Raw genomic sequence first — 13,257 nt, 5'->3', positions numbered from 1 at the left:
TATTAATTTAAAATACACAATTAGCCTACGTGCTTTAATTTGCTCTGTTTTTTACCCTGTGGAATCATATCTACTACCAAATATCTGTTTTTTATTTTATATATATCCAATGAAATCATTAATCTGACAATAATCCAACATTCAACATCAAACATTCTTCCTTGCTCGATTTCAGTCCATTTATCTTTTAAGTTTGCCAATGCTAAAATTCTATGCTACCCGTAATGTATTTTGTCAATACATTTAATTATTTCGATTTTCTGAATCTTTAAGTATTTCTTCAATACAACTTAACGTAGGCCTAAAACCTCTAAAAATTTCAGCAGGTTTATGTCTAATGATTTTTGAAAAATCGTTCTTACTTAGCACATTCTCAAAATTATTATCTGCGTACGTTTCAAGTACCCCTAATCCAAAAACATTATTCACAACTTCGATTGGATATAATCCTTCTATTGCATATTTTTCATTTATACTCGGAACATCTTTTTTTATAACTAAAACATATAAATTATCTACTAAATGAATAAATCCATTTTCATTCAATTTTTTCTTCAGAAACTTTTTAATCGCATTTGAATTTTGTTTTTCCGACTCATATTTTTCCAATTCCTCAATTTTTTTTGACTCAATATGTCTATAAGTTCTGTCTTTAGACAGATTATTGATAAACATATTTATTGGACTTTCCAGGTCTGCGAATTCATGATCAAATAATAAAATCACTGGTTTTGATTCTCCAGATAATCCAAACAGATCGTTTTCTTTTTTTATATCATCAATTTTTCTAAATTTAATTGATAAATTTTCAAAACTATTTTCTTTAATGTAAAGATTAATGAATTTATCCATCTTCGATGCACCATCAAACCCTATTCCTAGAAAAAAATCAAATCGAGATGATGGTTTGAAGAAAGAGATATTTGGCAATAGAATATCAGAATTTTTTATTGCTTCTTTTAGATGAAGAACATCTGTCTTTCCTTCTGTAACTATTAAAGGTGTATTTCGTTGCCAAAAATTTTTAAAAAATAGAAACTGTCTATACATTCTTTCAAATGCAGAAAATTTGTCATATCTTTTCGGATTTTGAACACGAGTCATCGCTTTCTTTGTGATATCGTCTAAATATTCAATATTATTTCTTCGATTAATATCATCTATGAATGCGAGCCTTCCCTCAAGTTTTTTGATGCCGCCTTTTTTTGATTCATCATTTTCAATATTATACTTGACTCCATCAATTATGAATCTATGTGTATAAAACAATTGATTCACCATTGCTCTCGTATTTTTATAATATTCTTTTTTTACTTTTACTATTTTATTATTCACCAGACCGGTCACAGTATGTCTTACGTCCGGTCCAGCAATACGCATCTTTTTCCAATTAACTTTGAAACCATCTCTTCCAATTTGTCGTGTTAATTCCTTAATAAAATTATGCATTTGCTCTTCAGTTGAGATTTCATCATCATTAGTTGAAAAAGTTAAATCATCAGCAAATCTTGAATATCGCAAATGATATTTTTTTGCTATTTTAAGAATATGAATATCCAATGTATGACAAATTAAATTTGAAATAAGCGGCGACGTAGATGCTCCTTGAGGTAGATAACCTTTGTAACAAACTAGCTGTGCTAGCAATATCGCACATCTATGCGTGAACTTAAACTTGTTATTCTTCTCAAAGAAACCAACTACTCTACCAAAATGAATAGATGGGAAAAAATCTTCTAAATCAACATTTATAACATATTTTCTACCTCGATGGATACGAGCGTTTCTATATATTCCTTTTTCTCGATCTTTTTGATATGCCTGTGAAACCCTAGAAAATTTAATATCATGATTGTTCATATATCTTTTCAATTCTATAAGAATACAATTTTGTAAATCTGCCAAAACTTCATTTGGGACGTTGATTAATCTACTGCCACCGCTTTTCTTCGCCAAACTAAACTCAAAATATTGATTATCCACCCTATCTCTGTACAATATTTTTTTAATTTTTCGACTTGGATAATGTAAAACTCGAGCCAAATCGACGACATCATTCACTTCATTCAAATTCATAATTTTCTCCAAAAAAAAAGCCGGGACAGCTCATTACCAAACTAAATTTACGCTATTCAAATTAACTAATTAAGCGATTATCTGCCTAAAAGCTCTGAAAATACATACTTGCGACCTATTAGCCAGTTACTTCAAAACGTTCGGCCTACCATTTTTTTCAAATCCTTCGAATCAAAGGACGACGATCCAGTCCCGACTGAAAAATTGTAACATTTTATTTTACATGCATCAAATATATATTTATATATATTTCGTATTATTTGAAAACTCTAAAATCTTCAACATCGGCAAATGCTTCAGCAAACTGCAAGAACGCTTCTCTGATTATCTGATAACCCCTACTCTCAGAGTATCCTTTAAGCTCTTGAATTTCGATCCACGACATACCTTTAAAATATTTTAACTCCATAAAATCACGATGCGGAAACGTCATGCTCTTACAAGACTCTAAAACGTCGTTTAACGTCTTGTTCGCAAACGCATAATTCGTTACCTTTTCATCATTAGAATTACCAAACGTTTCTCCTGTGGGCATTCCGGTTATAATCGGGGACTTTATACTTACGTAAGAGATATGTGCCATTTGTTGTAATCTGAGAAAATCATAATCAAAAAAATGTCTTACATTTCTAACAGTTGCTTGTTCGTTAATTGCTGGTAATAACGCCAAAATTTATGCCTCCAATATTAATATAAAATTGCAAATATTTTTTGTTAAAATTCTAAACTTCAGAAATTGTTCTCGCTACGTCCGTCTACGTTGCATTTTAATATAAAATATATTCTGATAAGCACTAATAGCCCATTTAAGGATTCAAACTACGCTTACCACTTCAAACTCAAACAAAAAGCCACTAGCATTTTTGACTGATGCTGTGGCCTTAGTTGTTTTAATTTTCTTGTCGTTTTTTCGTAGATCGAAGTCGATAATTGTTTCTGTATCTGTAATCTTAGTATGTAGTTTACTATCGCTCACTTGTACTTTTTTATTTTGACCAATTATCATCTTAAAATCCTTTCAATTCAATTTTTATCGGAGTTTGATTTTCCGTATTCTTTCAACAGCTGAAATCGCGTCATTATTTTTAGCTATAATCTCAGAACAAATCTGATCAATTTTCATTAGCCCATCGGTTTCTAACATTATGTCTAAAGCAACTGTTCTCCCAAAGCTTTTCCGCTCCTCTATTGAACTATTTAGTTTCATCATTGTCGATATTAGTTCACTAATATCATTTATTGAATCCTCTGCCTTTTCGAATTTATCAATCACATATAGATCTCTATAAATCTCATTAAATGATTTACGAATGTTTTGATAATTATATATTTCAAAAATGCCATTGTTTTCATAAAAGAGAAATGCATACAGTCCGTTCCTTTGCTTCTCCGAGTCCTCAAAGCGTATGGTATTTAATTGAGCAAAAATTATTTTTAGTTCAATAGAATTCTTTTTGATATTCTTTATATATTCAATGTTCTCATCTTTTTTGAAGCCCATTTTGAACGTACCATACGCAACTCCAATCACAACAAAGCTTGATATGATTTGAGTTGCCACGGGTTTTAAAAAATCAAGTATGTGTTCTAAATAATTCATAACCTACCTCCAAAGATAGATTATAGCAAAAAAGCAACGACCTAAGTCATTGCTTTAAATGGGACCCGACCAGTAATGTAGTACCTGTTCACCTATTATAAAGAAAGCTTGAAATTATCTTTGCCAACCGGCTAGCTTTTTGTCGACCTGGAATTAATTTTGATAATCAACTAACTATTCGATAATACAATATTAGCACCGTATTTTAGTCCAAAACGCAGTGAAAATGTCAAAAATTAATTTGATAGTTTCATTCGTTCTTCAACTTTTCGTTTTATTTCACGCAAATCGCTTTCCGTAGCCATTTGCTCAATAAAATTCAACGTCTTTCTTTTGTCTAATTCATATTTCGTTTCACCTAAGAGATTAAACTCTTCAATCTCTTTGATAAATCCGTCACGCCAAAACCTTATACCACTCTCAGTCATTGAATGTTGCATCGCAATCATTGTCCACGTAGCACGTCTAAATCCATAGTGTTCTCTCAATGCTGATACTTTTTCATCACTCCAATTACTTGCAACGAAATCTAACACTCGTTTTTGATGCTTCATCAGAGTTAAATCTTTGTCTTCATCAATCGCAATCATAGTATCTTCTGCTGGTTTATTATATTTAAACTGCGTTCTACTGCCGCCAACATTTTCATCAACGCTATCCTTGATACCTAATTCAACTTCTCGCAACGCTATCAACATGCTAAGCCGTCCAGAGAAGTAGAGTTCTAATACATTTCTATATCTAATTGCCATTGAGTTACTCCTTCAATCTGTTGATTTCAACTTTTAAAAGCCTGTTTTCATTACGCAGCCTAACTAATTCCTTAGATTGAATTTCTATCTGTTTATCTTTGCCATATGAAATCGGTACTCTGTCCACTACTCTGAATACCCCCTATTATCAATATGACTAATCAAACTCTGAACATTTTCAATCGAACGCGACAGTTCTTCACTTGCGGATTCAATCCGTGCTAGATTGTCTTCATCAACTGGAATACCCACCAAGTCAGATTGTGCCGCCTCGACATCCTCCAGGGATTGCCTGATTTTCTCTTCTTCATCAGCTGTTCTCATGGTTACCACCACCAATCAATCAGGACAACAATTAAAGCGAACCCTATGAGTACCAGTACTGCCTCAAATAAATACAGAAATGTGCCAATTACACCAGTTGCTATGCTTAGGCCAATCAAGAAGTTTGCAAACACTGGCAGCGTATAGACTAACGTCATATAAATTGCCAATACAAATAAACATGAAGCAACAATCAACAATTTAATTGCTAAATATTTCATCCGTCTACCTCTACTATTTCATATCCGGGTACGCAATATTTCTTTGCTTCTTCACGAGCATTAAAACGAGTGGCATAGGTTTCACCCCATGATGAATTGATGGCAGTTACTACTTGCTCCAATTTAGACGTACTCACATTGAGATACATATGCTCCTCAGGCGCATCTCCATAAATTGAACGCACAATAAATTTAACAGTCCTTATTCCAACAGCTTCAAACGCTTTACCAGCATTCAACAATTCCTGTAGCCGATTTAACGCAGCATCATAATCTCTTCTAGCTTGTTTATAATCTTCAGTCATTTTAACTTCCACACTAACATTCTTTACTTCAGCCATATTCGTTCCTTTCAAAACTGTAAGCTCACTTCTTTATCATTTCGCATGACCTGTAACTTTGCATTTGCTGCATTTCTTGGTTCTGACATTTCAAAATCCTCCCAAGTGTTAAATCCATGTCCGATTGCTTCTCGTCTCAATCGAGTATTAAAATCTGTACTATTCATCCTTCGTTTTCTCACTACTTTCAAGGTATATATATTTCTCAGCTGCCTGTTTTAAATTTTCAGCTTTATCAATTAGTTTCTGTGCGTCTTTGTTTATATCCAATTCATAAATTTCCAACTGTAACTCGTCAATTTCAGGGTATAAGCCAGAGATGCTTGTTCTACTGTCTTTATTTCCTTGAACAAGCTCAATTATTTCGAGCTCAATCCTTGGACGTCCATATCTTTTTCTAGCTAAGATATCAACTATCTGGTTATCGTCATGCCACAATATCCCGTTCAATCCATCTTCGAAGGCCTTAATATAATTCGCTAAATCAGGCTTAGTTACCGGGAATCATTCATGCGTCTTAACGAATCGTTTCTGCCACTTAGGTGCGTTCTTAGGTATTTGCCGATAGAACGTAATTTCAAGTCTTATAGGTGCCTTCTCGTCAAAATTAGAGATATTATTCCCAATATTCTCGCCAATCATTCTCAATTGTTTTTTATAGTTTGCGGTTCTAATTGGATCATAGACTTTAACATAGTTTCCACGCTTCGCAAACCTAGGACGCTCCTGCTGCTGAGGTTCGATATCAAATACGTATTTTTCACGAAATACCATGCTTGTCCTCCGCCTCACGTCGTCTATCAGACATATGTGCAAGCATTTTATCCAGCTCTAACTGTTTCTCTGCTGAAACAATTTCAACTGGTTGGTTATCCCAATCAGGCTGTGTCTCACGAACTGGCACTTGTCGTTGTGATGGTTTAGCTTGAATTGTATAGTCATCGTTCCAACTTCGCTGATTAAAGAATGTAGAACCATGTTTGATATACATAACTGGAGTACCTTCTGCTTTGGTATAAGCCTTGTATGCTTCAATACCTGCTCTTATCTGTTCAACAGTGTCACCATCTTTAATTGCTTTATTAAATGCTTTCTGAGCAACATTCTTCCCTTTTTTATTTGGATACATTTCCCATAGTTTTTCGAAATCTTCCGAAAATTCAATTTTCGGTGCTCGTATATCTTTACTATCCTTACCTAACCTATCCTTACCTAACCTAACCTGTGGTGACGTCTCGTTGACGACACGTGCACGTTCCGTAGACGGTTCGTTGACTTGGTATGCACCATTAGCGTCAACACTGAGTTTTTTGCGTTCTTCCTTATACATCGTTTCGTTATATGGGTCCTTACGAATGTAGTTATGAATACGCCAATCTTTAATCACTACTACGCCGCTATCATCAAATGGAATCAAGAACTGTTTAGCAATTAAAATCTTTGCATCATCACCAGATGCGCCGATCATCCGCATGATGGTATTAACATTACTTACAAATCCATCGTCATCAGCATGCATATTCAAGTGAAAATATAAGGCCTGTGTGGATAAGTGCATTTCTAGAAAAACATCTGTATCAGTTACTTTCTTGCTTATCATTCTTCGTTGAGCCATCTGTTTCTCCTTTAGAATGGCAGATCATCATCTGTGATGTTCATCTCATTGCCACCAGAGAATGGATTATTTGCAGGTTGGCTGAATGGATCATTGCTATTCTGCCCTTGCTTGTAACTTTCTGATTCAGCCCTTGTTTCTAGCAAATCAAAACTCTCAACAATCACTTCCGTCTTGAATACGTTTTGTCCTTCTTTATTTTGGTAGCTGCTCGTTTGTAAACGACCTTCAATCGCAACTCGTGCACCCTTATGTGTGAAGTTAGCAAAGTTCTCAGCCGCCTTTTGCCAAATCGTTGCATTAAAGAAATCTGCTTCTGGTTGCCCATCAACTTTCTTACGCCGGTTTACTGCGATACTAAATGATCCTACTGCTGTTCCTGATTGCGTATAGCGTAATTCAACGTCTCTAGCCAATCGTCCTACTAGTACTACTCTGTTCATCGTCAATCTCCTTCATTCGCTTGTATGTCATGATTCCTAATCTGTTCAATGTTTCTGCATTTAAGGTCACGCCTTTTACGTGATACTGGTCTTTAAATGTCAGCCAACCCATTTGATGAGCATGTTGATGATGCTCACGGCACAATGCAATTAATAGCCGTCCGCGATGGTCCACCTTGCGTCTATCATTTCCCATTCCAATTACATCAATGTGATGCACATCTGCATGTCTCCCACATAGCACGCAGGAGCGATATTTGAGTGACTGATGCATGTAAGCGTCTAAATCGTCCTGATTAGTCCAAACCTGTCTTTTTAAGCTGTATGTGCTCTTTTAAGGCGAAATCCAGAAGGAATGTAATAAACTCTCTGGCAGTCGTCATGTCGACACTAGCAAAACTAAAATATTCATGCCCTGTTTCAAATTCAAAATGAAACTTCATCAATTCTTTTATTTTTTCAGGCCCATATCCTGCCCAATCCGAAATGTCACCCATAATCGCATATGCTTTTTTACGCTGTGTCTTACTAATCAATCGACCATCTGGAATATTAATATATGCTTCAGGTTTGTCTTGCATTAGTAACCGTGAGACTTCACTAGCTTCTTCTAAACTTTCTAGTGACAAAGTAACTACATTACCGCTAACGTTTGTCACTCGTCCCCAAAAATCCATTTGCTACTCCTATGATTCTGCAATCGTCTTTAACCATTTAATTATGGTCTGTTTATTAGCATCATCTAACGCATCAAATGCTTTTAAGTCAGGCACTTTAAACGTATTATTCAATTCCACATACACTGCTGCTTCTGTTAAGCCTTTTTTCTCTTGAAGTCTCTTAAACCATAAAGTGAAATAACTATTCAGGTCATTGTGCGGTTTTTGATTACTAGTTTTAGCTTCTGTTTTATTCGATTCATTTTGATTTGCATACTCATTTGTATCAGCATCTTTATTGTCATCAATCAAAAACAAACCATTTAGTGCATACTTTCGTGCGTACGAACTTGCTGCACCTGTTATCTGCATCTCATCCATACCCTTTTTGGTATCGGATTCCCGTGCATATCCAGTCGCAACAATAATCTGTTTCTCATCTTTCGCATCTCGTAATGTTGCTGTGGCATTAATGTATATACGCTTACCCATCTCCCAACGTAAGAGTTACTTCCTGCTCTTTTAACAATGGCTTAACGGCTTCCAAAATATCTTCAACACTTCGATAGCTGAACTTACCGAAATCATTTTTCTGATTCTTAGGTGCTCTCAAGTCAAATTGAATCGCTAATAATTTTTCGTAAATATTCATCATTCAGCCTCGCTTTCAATAATGACTTTCTTCTCGAATGGACTAACTACCAAACGAACAGAATATTGATTTGCTAGATGCGTTACTCGGTCAACGAACTCTTGCCAGTTGTCTTGACTGACTGCAATTACTGGCTCTTGCGCCACTGGTTGAACATTTTCAGTCGTTGTGATTTCATCATGTTGCATTGCTTCTAGCGCATCTTGTGCACGCTTGAGTTCCTGCTGCTCTTTTTCGCGCCGTTGCTCATCAATGATCATGTCTTTAATCTTTGAGCTTGGATTACCCGCAGGTGTCCATAACTTCTTATCTGATGCAAAGCGTTCTGCCATACCATCGGTATCAGCTTCTAATCCGAACTTATCATTCAGAATATCTAGTCGCTTATTATTGTTTTCTTCGCTATGCCATTCCTGTTCAATTGCAATTACAATATTGCCTTTCAACAACTTAGCTTATTTTTCCAAGTCCAATGCTGGCTGTATCTGCCTATTAAATTCTGTTTGAGCTGCTTTTTTAAATCGGCTTAATGCCGTAATAATCTTATTAACTTCATCCTTTTTATCCAGATTTGATTGGTCGGATGTGTTAATCGCTTTAATCTGTTCAGATAGTTGTGCCGGTGTGAAGAAATCATCACTAACCGTTATCATTTGTTCATTCATGTTATAATTACCTCGTGGTATTTAAGGGTGGACTAGTTTTGCTGGCAGGCGACTAGTCCTTTTGTTTCGTCCTCATAAATAACCATTTCTGATAGCATTCGGACTGCATCGTTTGCATTGATCACACGTTGACCACCAATAATAGAATTGCCTTGAACTCGACCATTGAAAATCAAAATATGCTGGCGTTCACCATTTTTCATAAATGATTCAGGTGCAATGTACACGCCTAAGTTATTCTTTGCAGCAGTGACAATAATGTTAGTTGCTATTTCGGCTGTCATTAATCTCACTCCCATCTATTTTTTTAAATTCATTTAAATCAATTTCTAACGCATTCGCTATTTTAATCAGGTTTATGCTTGACACCCTATTGTTAGGATTCTCCTTAAGTCGCTCAAATGTTCCCCAGCCTATACCTGTGATTTTCCATAGCCTATACCATGTGATACCAAGCTCATTTATTCTGTTTTTGATTATTTCAGAAATATACATATTCATTCCTTTCTTCAGTTGTACCTATAATAAAATCAGGTTATAATTAACTCTAGATTTAATCCTATTTGCATCAGATAACACTCAATAATAATTAATCTCAATTTTTTAATAAGGAGGATCATTATGCCGAAATCATCTAGTCGAAAGACAACGTCCGCAAAAGTAGCTACTAAAGCTTCAAAAGCTCTACGTAGTGGAAAGACAAATAAAACAACCAAAACTTTAGCTGCTAGTGCACTTTCTCAAGCAAAAAGTCATAAGAAATGACTCATATATTTAACCAATTTGGTAACTCTAATGTATTAGGATTACCATTTTCTTTTAGAATTAAATACAATAATTTCCCTATTGTTCTAGCCATATCTTCTGTATGATCCTTGTATCCAGATTCAAACAAAATCGCGTGAGTCATTTCGTGAACTAAAGTTTCAATTTTACGATCATGATTTAGGGATTCCTTTAAATAAATGGTATTTGTTGAATAAACCGTTAATCCCCAAATATATTCGTCATTATCGACTACCTTCACAATTTTCACTTCATATGGTGTCCCAACAATTTATATAACCATTATTTTGTCTCCCCTAATTCATTAAGCATCACAAACGTGTCATTTAATCGTGCTTCACGTGCTTCTGCATACTCCGCGAATATCTTTCTATTGCGGGCCCGACGTGCTACTTCTTCGATAACCGCGTAAATACCAATGACTGATAGAAACCCAATGATAGTAGTCATCGGTACTAATACATAACCACTCATTTACTCCTCCTAATATTTATTCAAACGATAAAATCGCTCCACATCACTTCGCCGCCATTCTGGAAAACCATCAGGGTTTTGATTAACACAATTTCGCAACCACTCTGATTTGGACGTTTCTTTGTAATAACGATAATCGCTCCAGCCCATAATGGCTCTCACATCAAATCTATTCATAAGTTGATAGCCGCGATCCATTAAATCTGATGTCTTTTTATACATGATTCACTTCCTTTCATTACTTCTTCTTATTTTTTGATAAAATTTATTTACTAGCTCATTTGCTTTGTCCTACAACGAATATGAAAAGAGAATTACTTATGACTTCAGATACAGAAAAACTTCTAATATTGATTTATAATCAATACAAATCTAAAGTGAATTCTGGAACAGATAAAACAAAAGCTAAAATATTTGGTAACTATTCCACTCTTCACGATTCGCTTAATTTAAATATGTCAACTGCCGATACTATAGACTCTATTAACGAACTCTCCACCTTAAACTATTTGACCGTTGTGTACGGAAGCGATGTACCATTTATCATTACCTTAAATAATTCCGGCATAGAATACGGAGAGAAGAAATTTTCAGATGATATAAAGAACATTCTTAGTTGGGCGCGAGAGATAGTATCCATTCTTAAGCCTTAACTTCCTGATTCGTTGCAACATTCAAAATTTTTTCGGAAACTTGATTAAAAATATCCATCTGAATATCATCATTTTGTATCGGCCTATTCTGCTTTAATTCTGTTAAAGCACTAGAATAGGTCTTGTTGTTTTGTAAAAGTGAATCAACAATCTCATCAGAGTATTCATTAATAATTTTTTTAATGGTATCTGAATACGTAATGATTTTATTGAATACTTCAATATCATTCGTTTTTCCCGTCATATCCCCACTCCTTCCGCATTTTTTAAACGTTCTCACACCATATCTATGCCACATCGTCTCGTTCGATGGTCGGCAATATACCTTTGTTTTTTAACAATGTATAAATGAATACTCGACCTTTTTGTGTCCATTTTGTATTCATGACCACTTTGTCTTTCCCGACTATTTGGGAGATATCCTGCGTTTCACTGAACGTATATCCGTGGTTTTTGTGCTTTGCATACATCAACCACTGACCGCCAACTTTATGCTGAACTCCCAGTTCATGTAATTTGGCATTCGTCCGTTGTGCTGACCAACCATAATCTTCAGCGATTTGGCTAATGGTTACTAATGACTTAGACTTCATAATTCGATCATAGTAGTCTGCTTTTGGTCGGCTCTCAGCAACCTGCTGTTGCAACATTAATTTCTGATTTCGCTCTTCTTTCAATTGAGTAGCTAAACTAATCAACGTATCAGGATTCGTTAGCACCTCCTCAATCTTCTCGTTGGTCAAATAAGCACCGTTTTTACGAATTGATGGTAGGACATCAGTTGTCACCCACTTTTTAAATCGCTTGGCTGAATCTAGCTTGGAACCAAAGATTAATGAATATACACCAGATTCATTAATAACAGTCATATTTTGAATTCCGCCGGGGGTCTGTATTTCACCGACCCCTTTGTCTTCAATGTCCACATGTTGCTTTAATGCATCCGCAGTTCGCTTATATCCCAAAACATCTGCAACATCCTTACCGACAAAATACGGTTCGTTATCTATTACTACTGTTCGAACATTCATTTGTTCGAAATTAAATACTGTGACACTTTCCATTTTCATCTCCTCCTATAACTTAATTTTCAAAATCTTGGCTACCTGTCGCTGAATCTCAATGTCTTTCGGTGTCGTATTTCCCGCCAATGCTCTTGAAATTTGTGCTGGCGCTACATCTAATATTCGTGCTAACTCAATTTGTTTCATATCGTTTTCAAGTAATGCTTTTTTGAATTTGATACGCAAGTCAGCTACTGCCATCTCTAATTCACTCATTTTTATCCTCCTTGTATTAAATTCATCAAGTTATTGCAAAACTTATAACAATGGTATAAAATTAGTGCATAAGAAAAGAAACAAATAATACCTCTATACCAGTCATCACTCGCCAAAGTATATTTCTGATATGGTTTATTTTTTGTTAACTAATTACTTGATGAATTTATAATACCAATGTTATAAAAAACGCGCATTTTTTATTCTGTTGGTGTAAATTTCTCATAATTTCATAGTGAGGAAACTACATGTCAGTCTTTGATAATATTAAAACAGTTGCAAAAGAACGTGGACTCAGTCTACAAGTAACAGCCGAGCGGGCCGGTCTATCAAAAAACGCAATCTATCAATATAAGAACGGAAAAAATCCATCTTTAGAAACATTAACCAAAATTGCAGATGTTTTAAACGTCTCTACAAATAGACTAATTAATAATTCTGATGACAAAACTATTCAACCAAATGTTGAAACAGATAATAGTATCGAAGGCATCAAAAAAAGACTCGTTTCGTATGGTGGTCATCCTGTTACTGATCATGATGCAAAACTCATTAAACAATATCTCGATACCTTGTATGAAGGTCGTGAGTAGATCAAAGATGAGTATATTTTTGATGATTTAAAACATGATATTGAGAGCATAGGATATCAGGTAGAAACCTCATTACCCCTTCAAAATGAAGCATATACTGACACCGATGAGCACATTATATAT

General features: G+C 35.0%; 26 protein-coding genes and 1 pseudogene. 2 read left to right on the top strand and 25 right to left on the bottom strand.

The window, feature by feature from the left end:
• Positions 1–243: 243 nt before the first annotated feature.
• The 22 genes and pseudogenes from H9L19_RS06355 to H9L19_RS06255 form a co-directional block, all read right to left on the bottom strand.
• A complete protein-coding gene (locus tag H9L19_RS06355) occupies positions 244–2,076 on the bottom strand; it encodes a retron Ec67 family RNA-directed DNA polymerase/endonuclease (RefSeq protein ID WP_187528839.1) in 1,833 nt (610 codons plus the stop codon).
• Positions 2,077–2,332: 256 nt separating this feature from the next.
• Positions 2,333–2,746, bottom strand: a complete 414-nt coding sequence (locus H9L19_RS06350; RefSeq protein WP_187528838.1) for an ArpU family phage packaging/lysis transcriptional regulator — start codon at positions 2,744–2,746, stop codon at positions 2,333–2,335.
• A gap of 360 nt (positions 2,747–3,106) precedes the next feature.
• Positions 3,107–3,676 carry a hypothetical protein gene (locus H9L19_RS06345; RefSeq protein ID WP_187528837.1) on the bottom strand — a complete coding sequence of 190 codons (570 nt, stop codon included), beginning with the start codon at positions 3,674–3,676 and terminating at the stop codon, positions 3,107–3,109.
• A gap of 236 nt (positions 3,677–3,912) precedes the next feature.
• Entirely contained in the window at positions 3,913–4,428 is a 516-nt protein-coding gene (locus H9L19_RS06340) for a DUF722 domain-containing protein (RefSeq protein ID WP_187528836.1), read from the bottom strand.
• A gap of 126 nt (positions 4,429–4,554) precedes the next feature.
• Entirely contained in the window at positions 4,555–4,752 is a 198-nt protein-coding gene (locus H9L19_RS06335; protein ID WP_187528835.1) for a hypothetical protein, read from the bottom strand.
• A 2-nt stretch (positions 4,753–4,754) separates the two neighbouring features.
• The gene (locus tag H9L19_RS06330) at positions 4,755–4,973 is read right to left on the bottom strand and encodes a hypothetical protein (RefSeq protein WP_187528834.1); all 219 of its coding nucleotides are present in this window, start codon (positions 4,971–4,973) and stop codon (positions 4,755–4,757) included.
• Positions 4,970–5,314 carry a hypothetical protein gene (locus tag H9L19_RS06325; protein WP_187528833.1) on the bottom strand — a complete coding sequence of 115 codons (345 nt, stop codon included), beginning with the start codon at positions 5,312–5,314 and terminating at the stop codon, positions 4,970–4,972. Before H9L19_RS06325 ends, H9L19_RS06330 begins: the two co-directional genes overlap by 4 nt.
• Positions 5,315–5,325: 11 nt before the next feature.
• Positions 5,326–5,481 (bottom strand): hypothetical protein, encoded by a 156-nt coding sequence (locus H9L19_RS06320; protein ID WP_187528832.1) that lies wholly within the window; start codon positions 5,479–5,481, stop codon positions 5,326–5,328.
• Positions 5,474–6,088, bottom strand: a pseudogene (locus H9L19_RS08315) (RusA family crossover junction endodeoxyribonuclease). The gene H9L19_RS06320 and the pseudogene H9L19_RS08315 overlap by 8 nt, the downstream one beginning before the upstream one ends.
• Entirely contained in the window at positions 6,075–6,929 is an 855-nt protein-coding gene (locus H9L19_RS08310; RefSeq protein WP_243198140.1) for a DNA replication protein, read from the bottom strand. The pseudogene H9L19_RS08315 and the gene H9L19_RS08310 overlap by 14 nt, the downstream one beginning before the upstream one ends.
• 11 nt (positions 6,930–6,940) lie before the next feature.
• Complete coding sequence (gene ssb, locus H9L19_RS06300) at positions 6,941–7,372, bottom strand: single-stranded DNA-binding protein (protein ID WP_187528830.1); 432 nt, start codon at positions 7,370–7,372, stop codon at positions 6,941–6,943.
• Complete coding sequence (locus tag H9L19_RS08405; protein ID WP_476756212.1) at positions 7,338–7,646, bottom strand: putative HNHc nuclease; 309 nt, start codon at positions 7,644–7,646, stop codon at positions 7,338–7,340. Before H9L19_RS08405 ends, ssb begins: the two co-directional genes overlap by 35 nt.
• A 22-nt stretch (positions 7,647–7,668) precedes the next feature.
• The gene (locus H9L19_RS08400; RefSeq protein ID WP_250779590.1) at positions 7,669–8,049 is read right to left on the bottom strand and encodes a putative HNHc nuclease; all 381 of its coding nucleotides are present in this window, start codon (positions 8,047–8,049) and stop codon (positions 7,669–7,671) included.
• A 9-nt stretch (positions 8,050–8,058) separates the two neighbouring features.
• The gene (locus H9L19_RS08450) at positions 8,059–8,523 is read right to left on the bottom strand and encodes an ERF family protein (protein WP_338061912.1); all 465 of its coding nucleotides are present in this window, start codon (positions 8,521–8,523) and stop codon (positions 8,059–8,061) included.
• Complete coding sequence (locus H9L19_RS08445; RefSeq protein WP_338061911.1) at positions 8,516–8,686, bottom strand: ERF family protein; 171 nt, start codon at positions 8,684–8,686, stop codon at positions 8,516–8,518. Before H9L19_RS08445 ends, H9L19_RS08450 begins: the two co-directional genes overlap by 8 nt.
• On the bottom strand, positions 8,683–9,129 hold the full coding sequence (locus tag H9L19_RS06285; protein WP_187528829.1) for a hypothetical protein: 447 nt from the start codon (positions 9,127–9,129) through the stop codon (positions 8,683–8,685). The genes H9L19_RS08445 and H9L19_RS06285 overlap by 4 nt, the downstream gene beginning before the upstream one ends.
• Positions 9,130–9,138: 9 nt before the next feature.
• Entirely contained in the window at positions 9,139–9,348 is a 210-nt protein-coding gene (locus H9L19_RS06280) for a hypothetical protein (protein ID WP_187528828.1), read from the bottom strand.
• Positions 9,349–9,380: 32 nt separating this feature from the next.
• Complete coding sequence (locus H9L19_RS06275; protein WP_187528827.1) at positions 9,381–9,632, bottom strand: hypothetical protein; 252 nt, start codon at positions 9,630–9,632, stop codon at positions 9,381–9,383.
• The gene (locus H9L19_RS06270) at positions 9,610–9,843 is read right to left on the bottom strand and encodes a helix-turn-helix domain-containing protein (RefSeq protein WP_187528826.1); all 234 of its coding nucleotides are present in this window, start codon (positions 9,841–9,843) and stop codon (positions 9,610–9,612) included. Before H9L19_RS06270 ends, H9L19_RS06275 begins: the two co-directional genes overlap by 23 nt.
• A gap of 271 nt (positions 9,844–10,114) precedes the next feature.
• Positions 10,115–10,384, bottom strand: a complete 270-nt coding sequence (locus tag H9L19_RS06265; protein ID WP_187528825.1) for an ImmA/IrrE family metallo-endopeptidase — start codon at positions 10,382–10,384, stop codon at positions 10,115–10,117.
• Positions 10,385–10,416: 32 nt separating this feature from the next.
• On the bottom strand, positions 10,417–10,608 hold the full coding sequence (locus H9L19_RS06260) for a hypothetical protein (RefSeq protein WP_187528824.1): 192 nt from the start codon (positions 10,606–10,608) through the stop codon (positions 10,417–10,419).
• 9 nt (positions 10,609–10,617) lie between these two features.
• On the bottom strand, positions 10,618–10,830 hold the full coding sequence (locus H9L19_RS06255; protein WP_187528823.1) for a hypothetical protein: 213 nt from the start codon (positions 10,828–10,830) through the stop codon (positions 10,618–10,620).
• A gap of 98 nt (positions 10,831–10,928) precedes the next feature.
• Here H9L19_RS06255 and H9L19_RS06250 point away from each other — a divergent pair, with 98 nt between their 5' ends.
• Positions 10,929–11,261 carry a hypothetical protein gene (locus H9L19_RS06250; protein ID WP_187528822.1) on the top strand — a complete coding sequence of 111 codons (333 nt, stop codon included), beginning with the start codon at positions 10,929–10,931 and terminating at the stop codon, positions 11,259–11,261.
• On the opposite strand, the gene H9L19_RS06245 is transcribed toward H9L19_RS06250, so the two are convergent.
• The 3 genes from H9L19_RS06245 to H9L19_RS06235 are packed head-to-tail and all read right to left on the bottom strand — an operon-like array spanning position 11,251 to position 12,541.
• Positions 11,251–11,505, bottom strand: coding sequence for a hypothetical protein (locus H9L19_RS06245; protein ID WP_187528821.1), 255 nt, complete (start codon positions 11,503–11,505; stop codon positions 11,251–11,253). The two genes, H9L19_RS06250 and H9L19_RS06245, sit on opposite strands and share 11 nt — an antisense overlap.
• 43 nt (positions 11,506–11,548) lie before the next feature.
• Positions 11,549–12,325: a phage antirepressor gene (locus H9L19_RS06240; protein ID WP_187528820.1), complete on the bottom strand. Its 777-nt coding sequence runs from the start codon at positions 12,323–12,325 to the stop codon at positions 11,549–11,551.
• 12 nt (positions 12,326–12,337) lie between these two features.
• Positions 12,338–12,541 (bottom strand): helix-turn-helix domain-containing protein, encoded by a 204-nt coding sequence (locus H9L19_RS06235; protein ID WP_187528819.1) that lies wholly within the window; start codon positions 12,539–12,541, stop codon positions 12,338–12,340.
• 248 nt (positions 12,542–12,789) lie between these two features.
• Between H9L19_RS06235 and H9L19_RS06230 the strand changes: the two genes are divergently transcribed.
• Positions 12,790–13,134 (top strand): helix-turn-helix domain-containing protein, encoded by a 345-nt coding sequence (locus H9L19_RS06230; protein ID WP_187528818.1) that lies wholly within the window; start codon positions 12,790–12,792, stop codon positions 13,132–13,134.
• Positions 13,135–13,257: the final 123 nt, after the last annotated feature.

Origin of the sequence: Weissella diestrammenae (assembly GCF_014397255.1) — a bacterium.
Taxonomy (GTDB): domain Bacteria; phylum Bacillota; class Bacilli; order Lactobacillales; family Lactobacillaceae; genus Weissella; species Weissella diestrammenae.
This window is presented reverse-complemented; position numbering and strand designations above follow the sequence as displayed.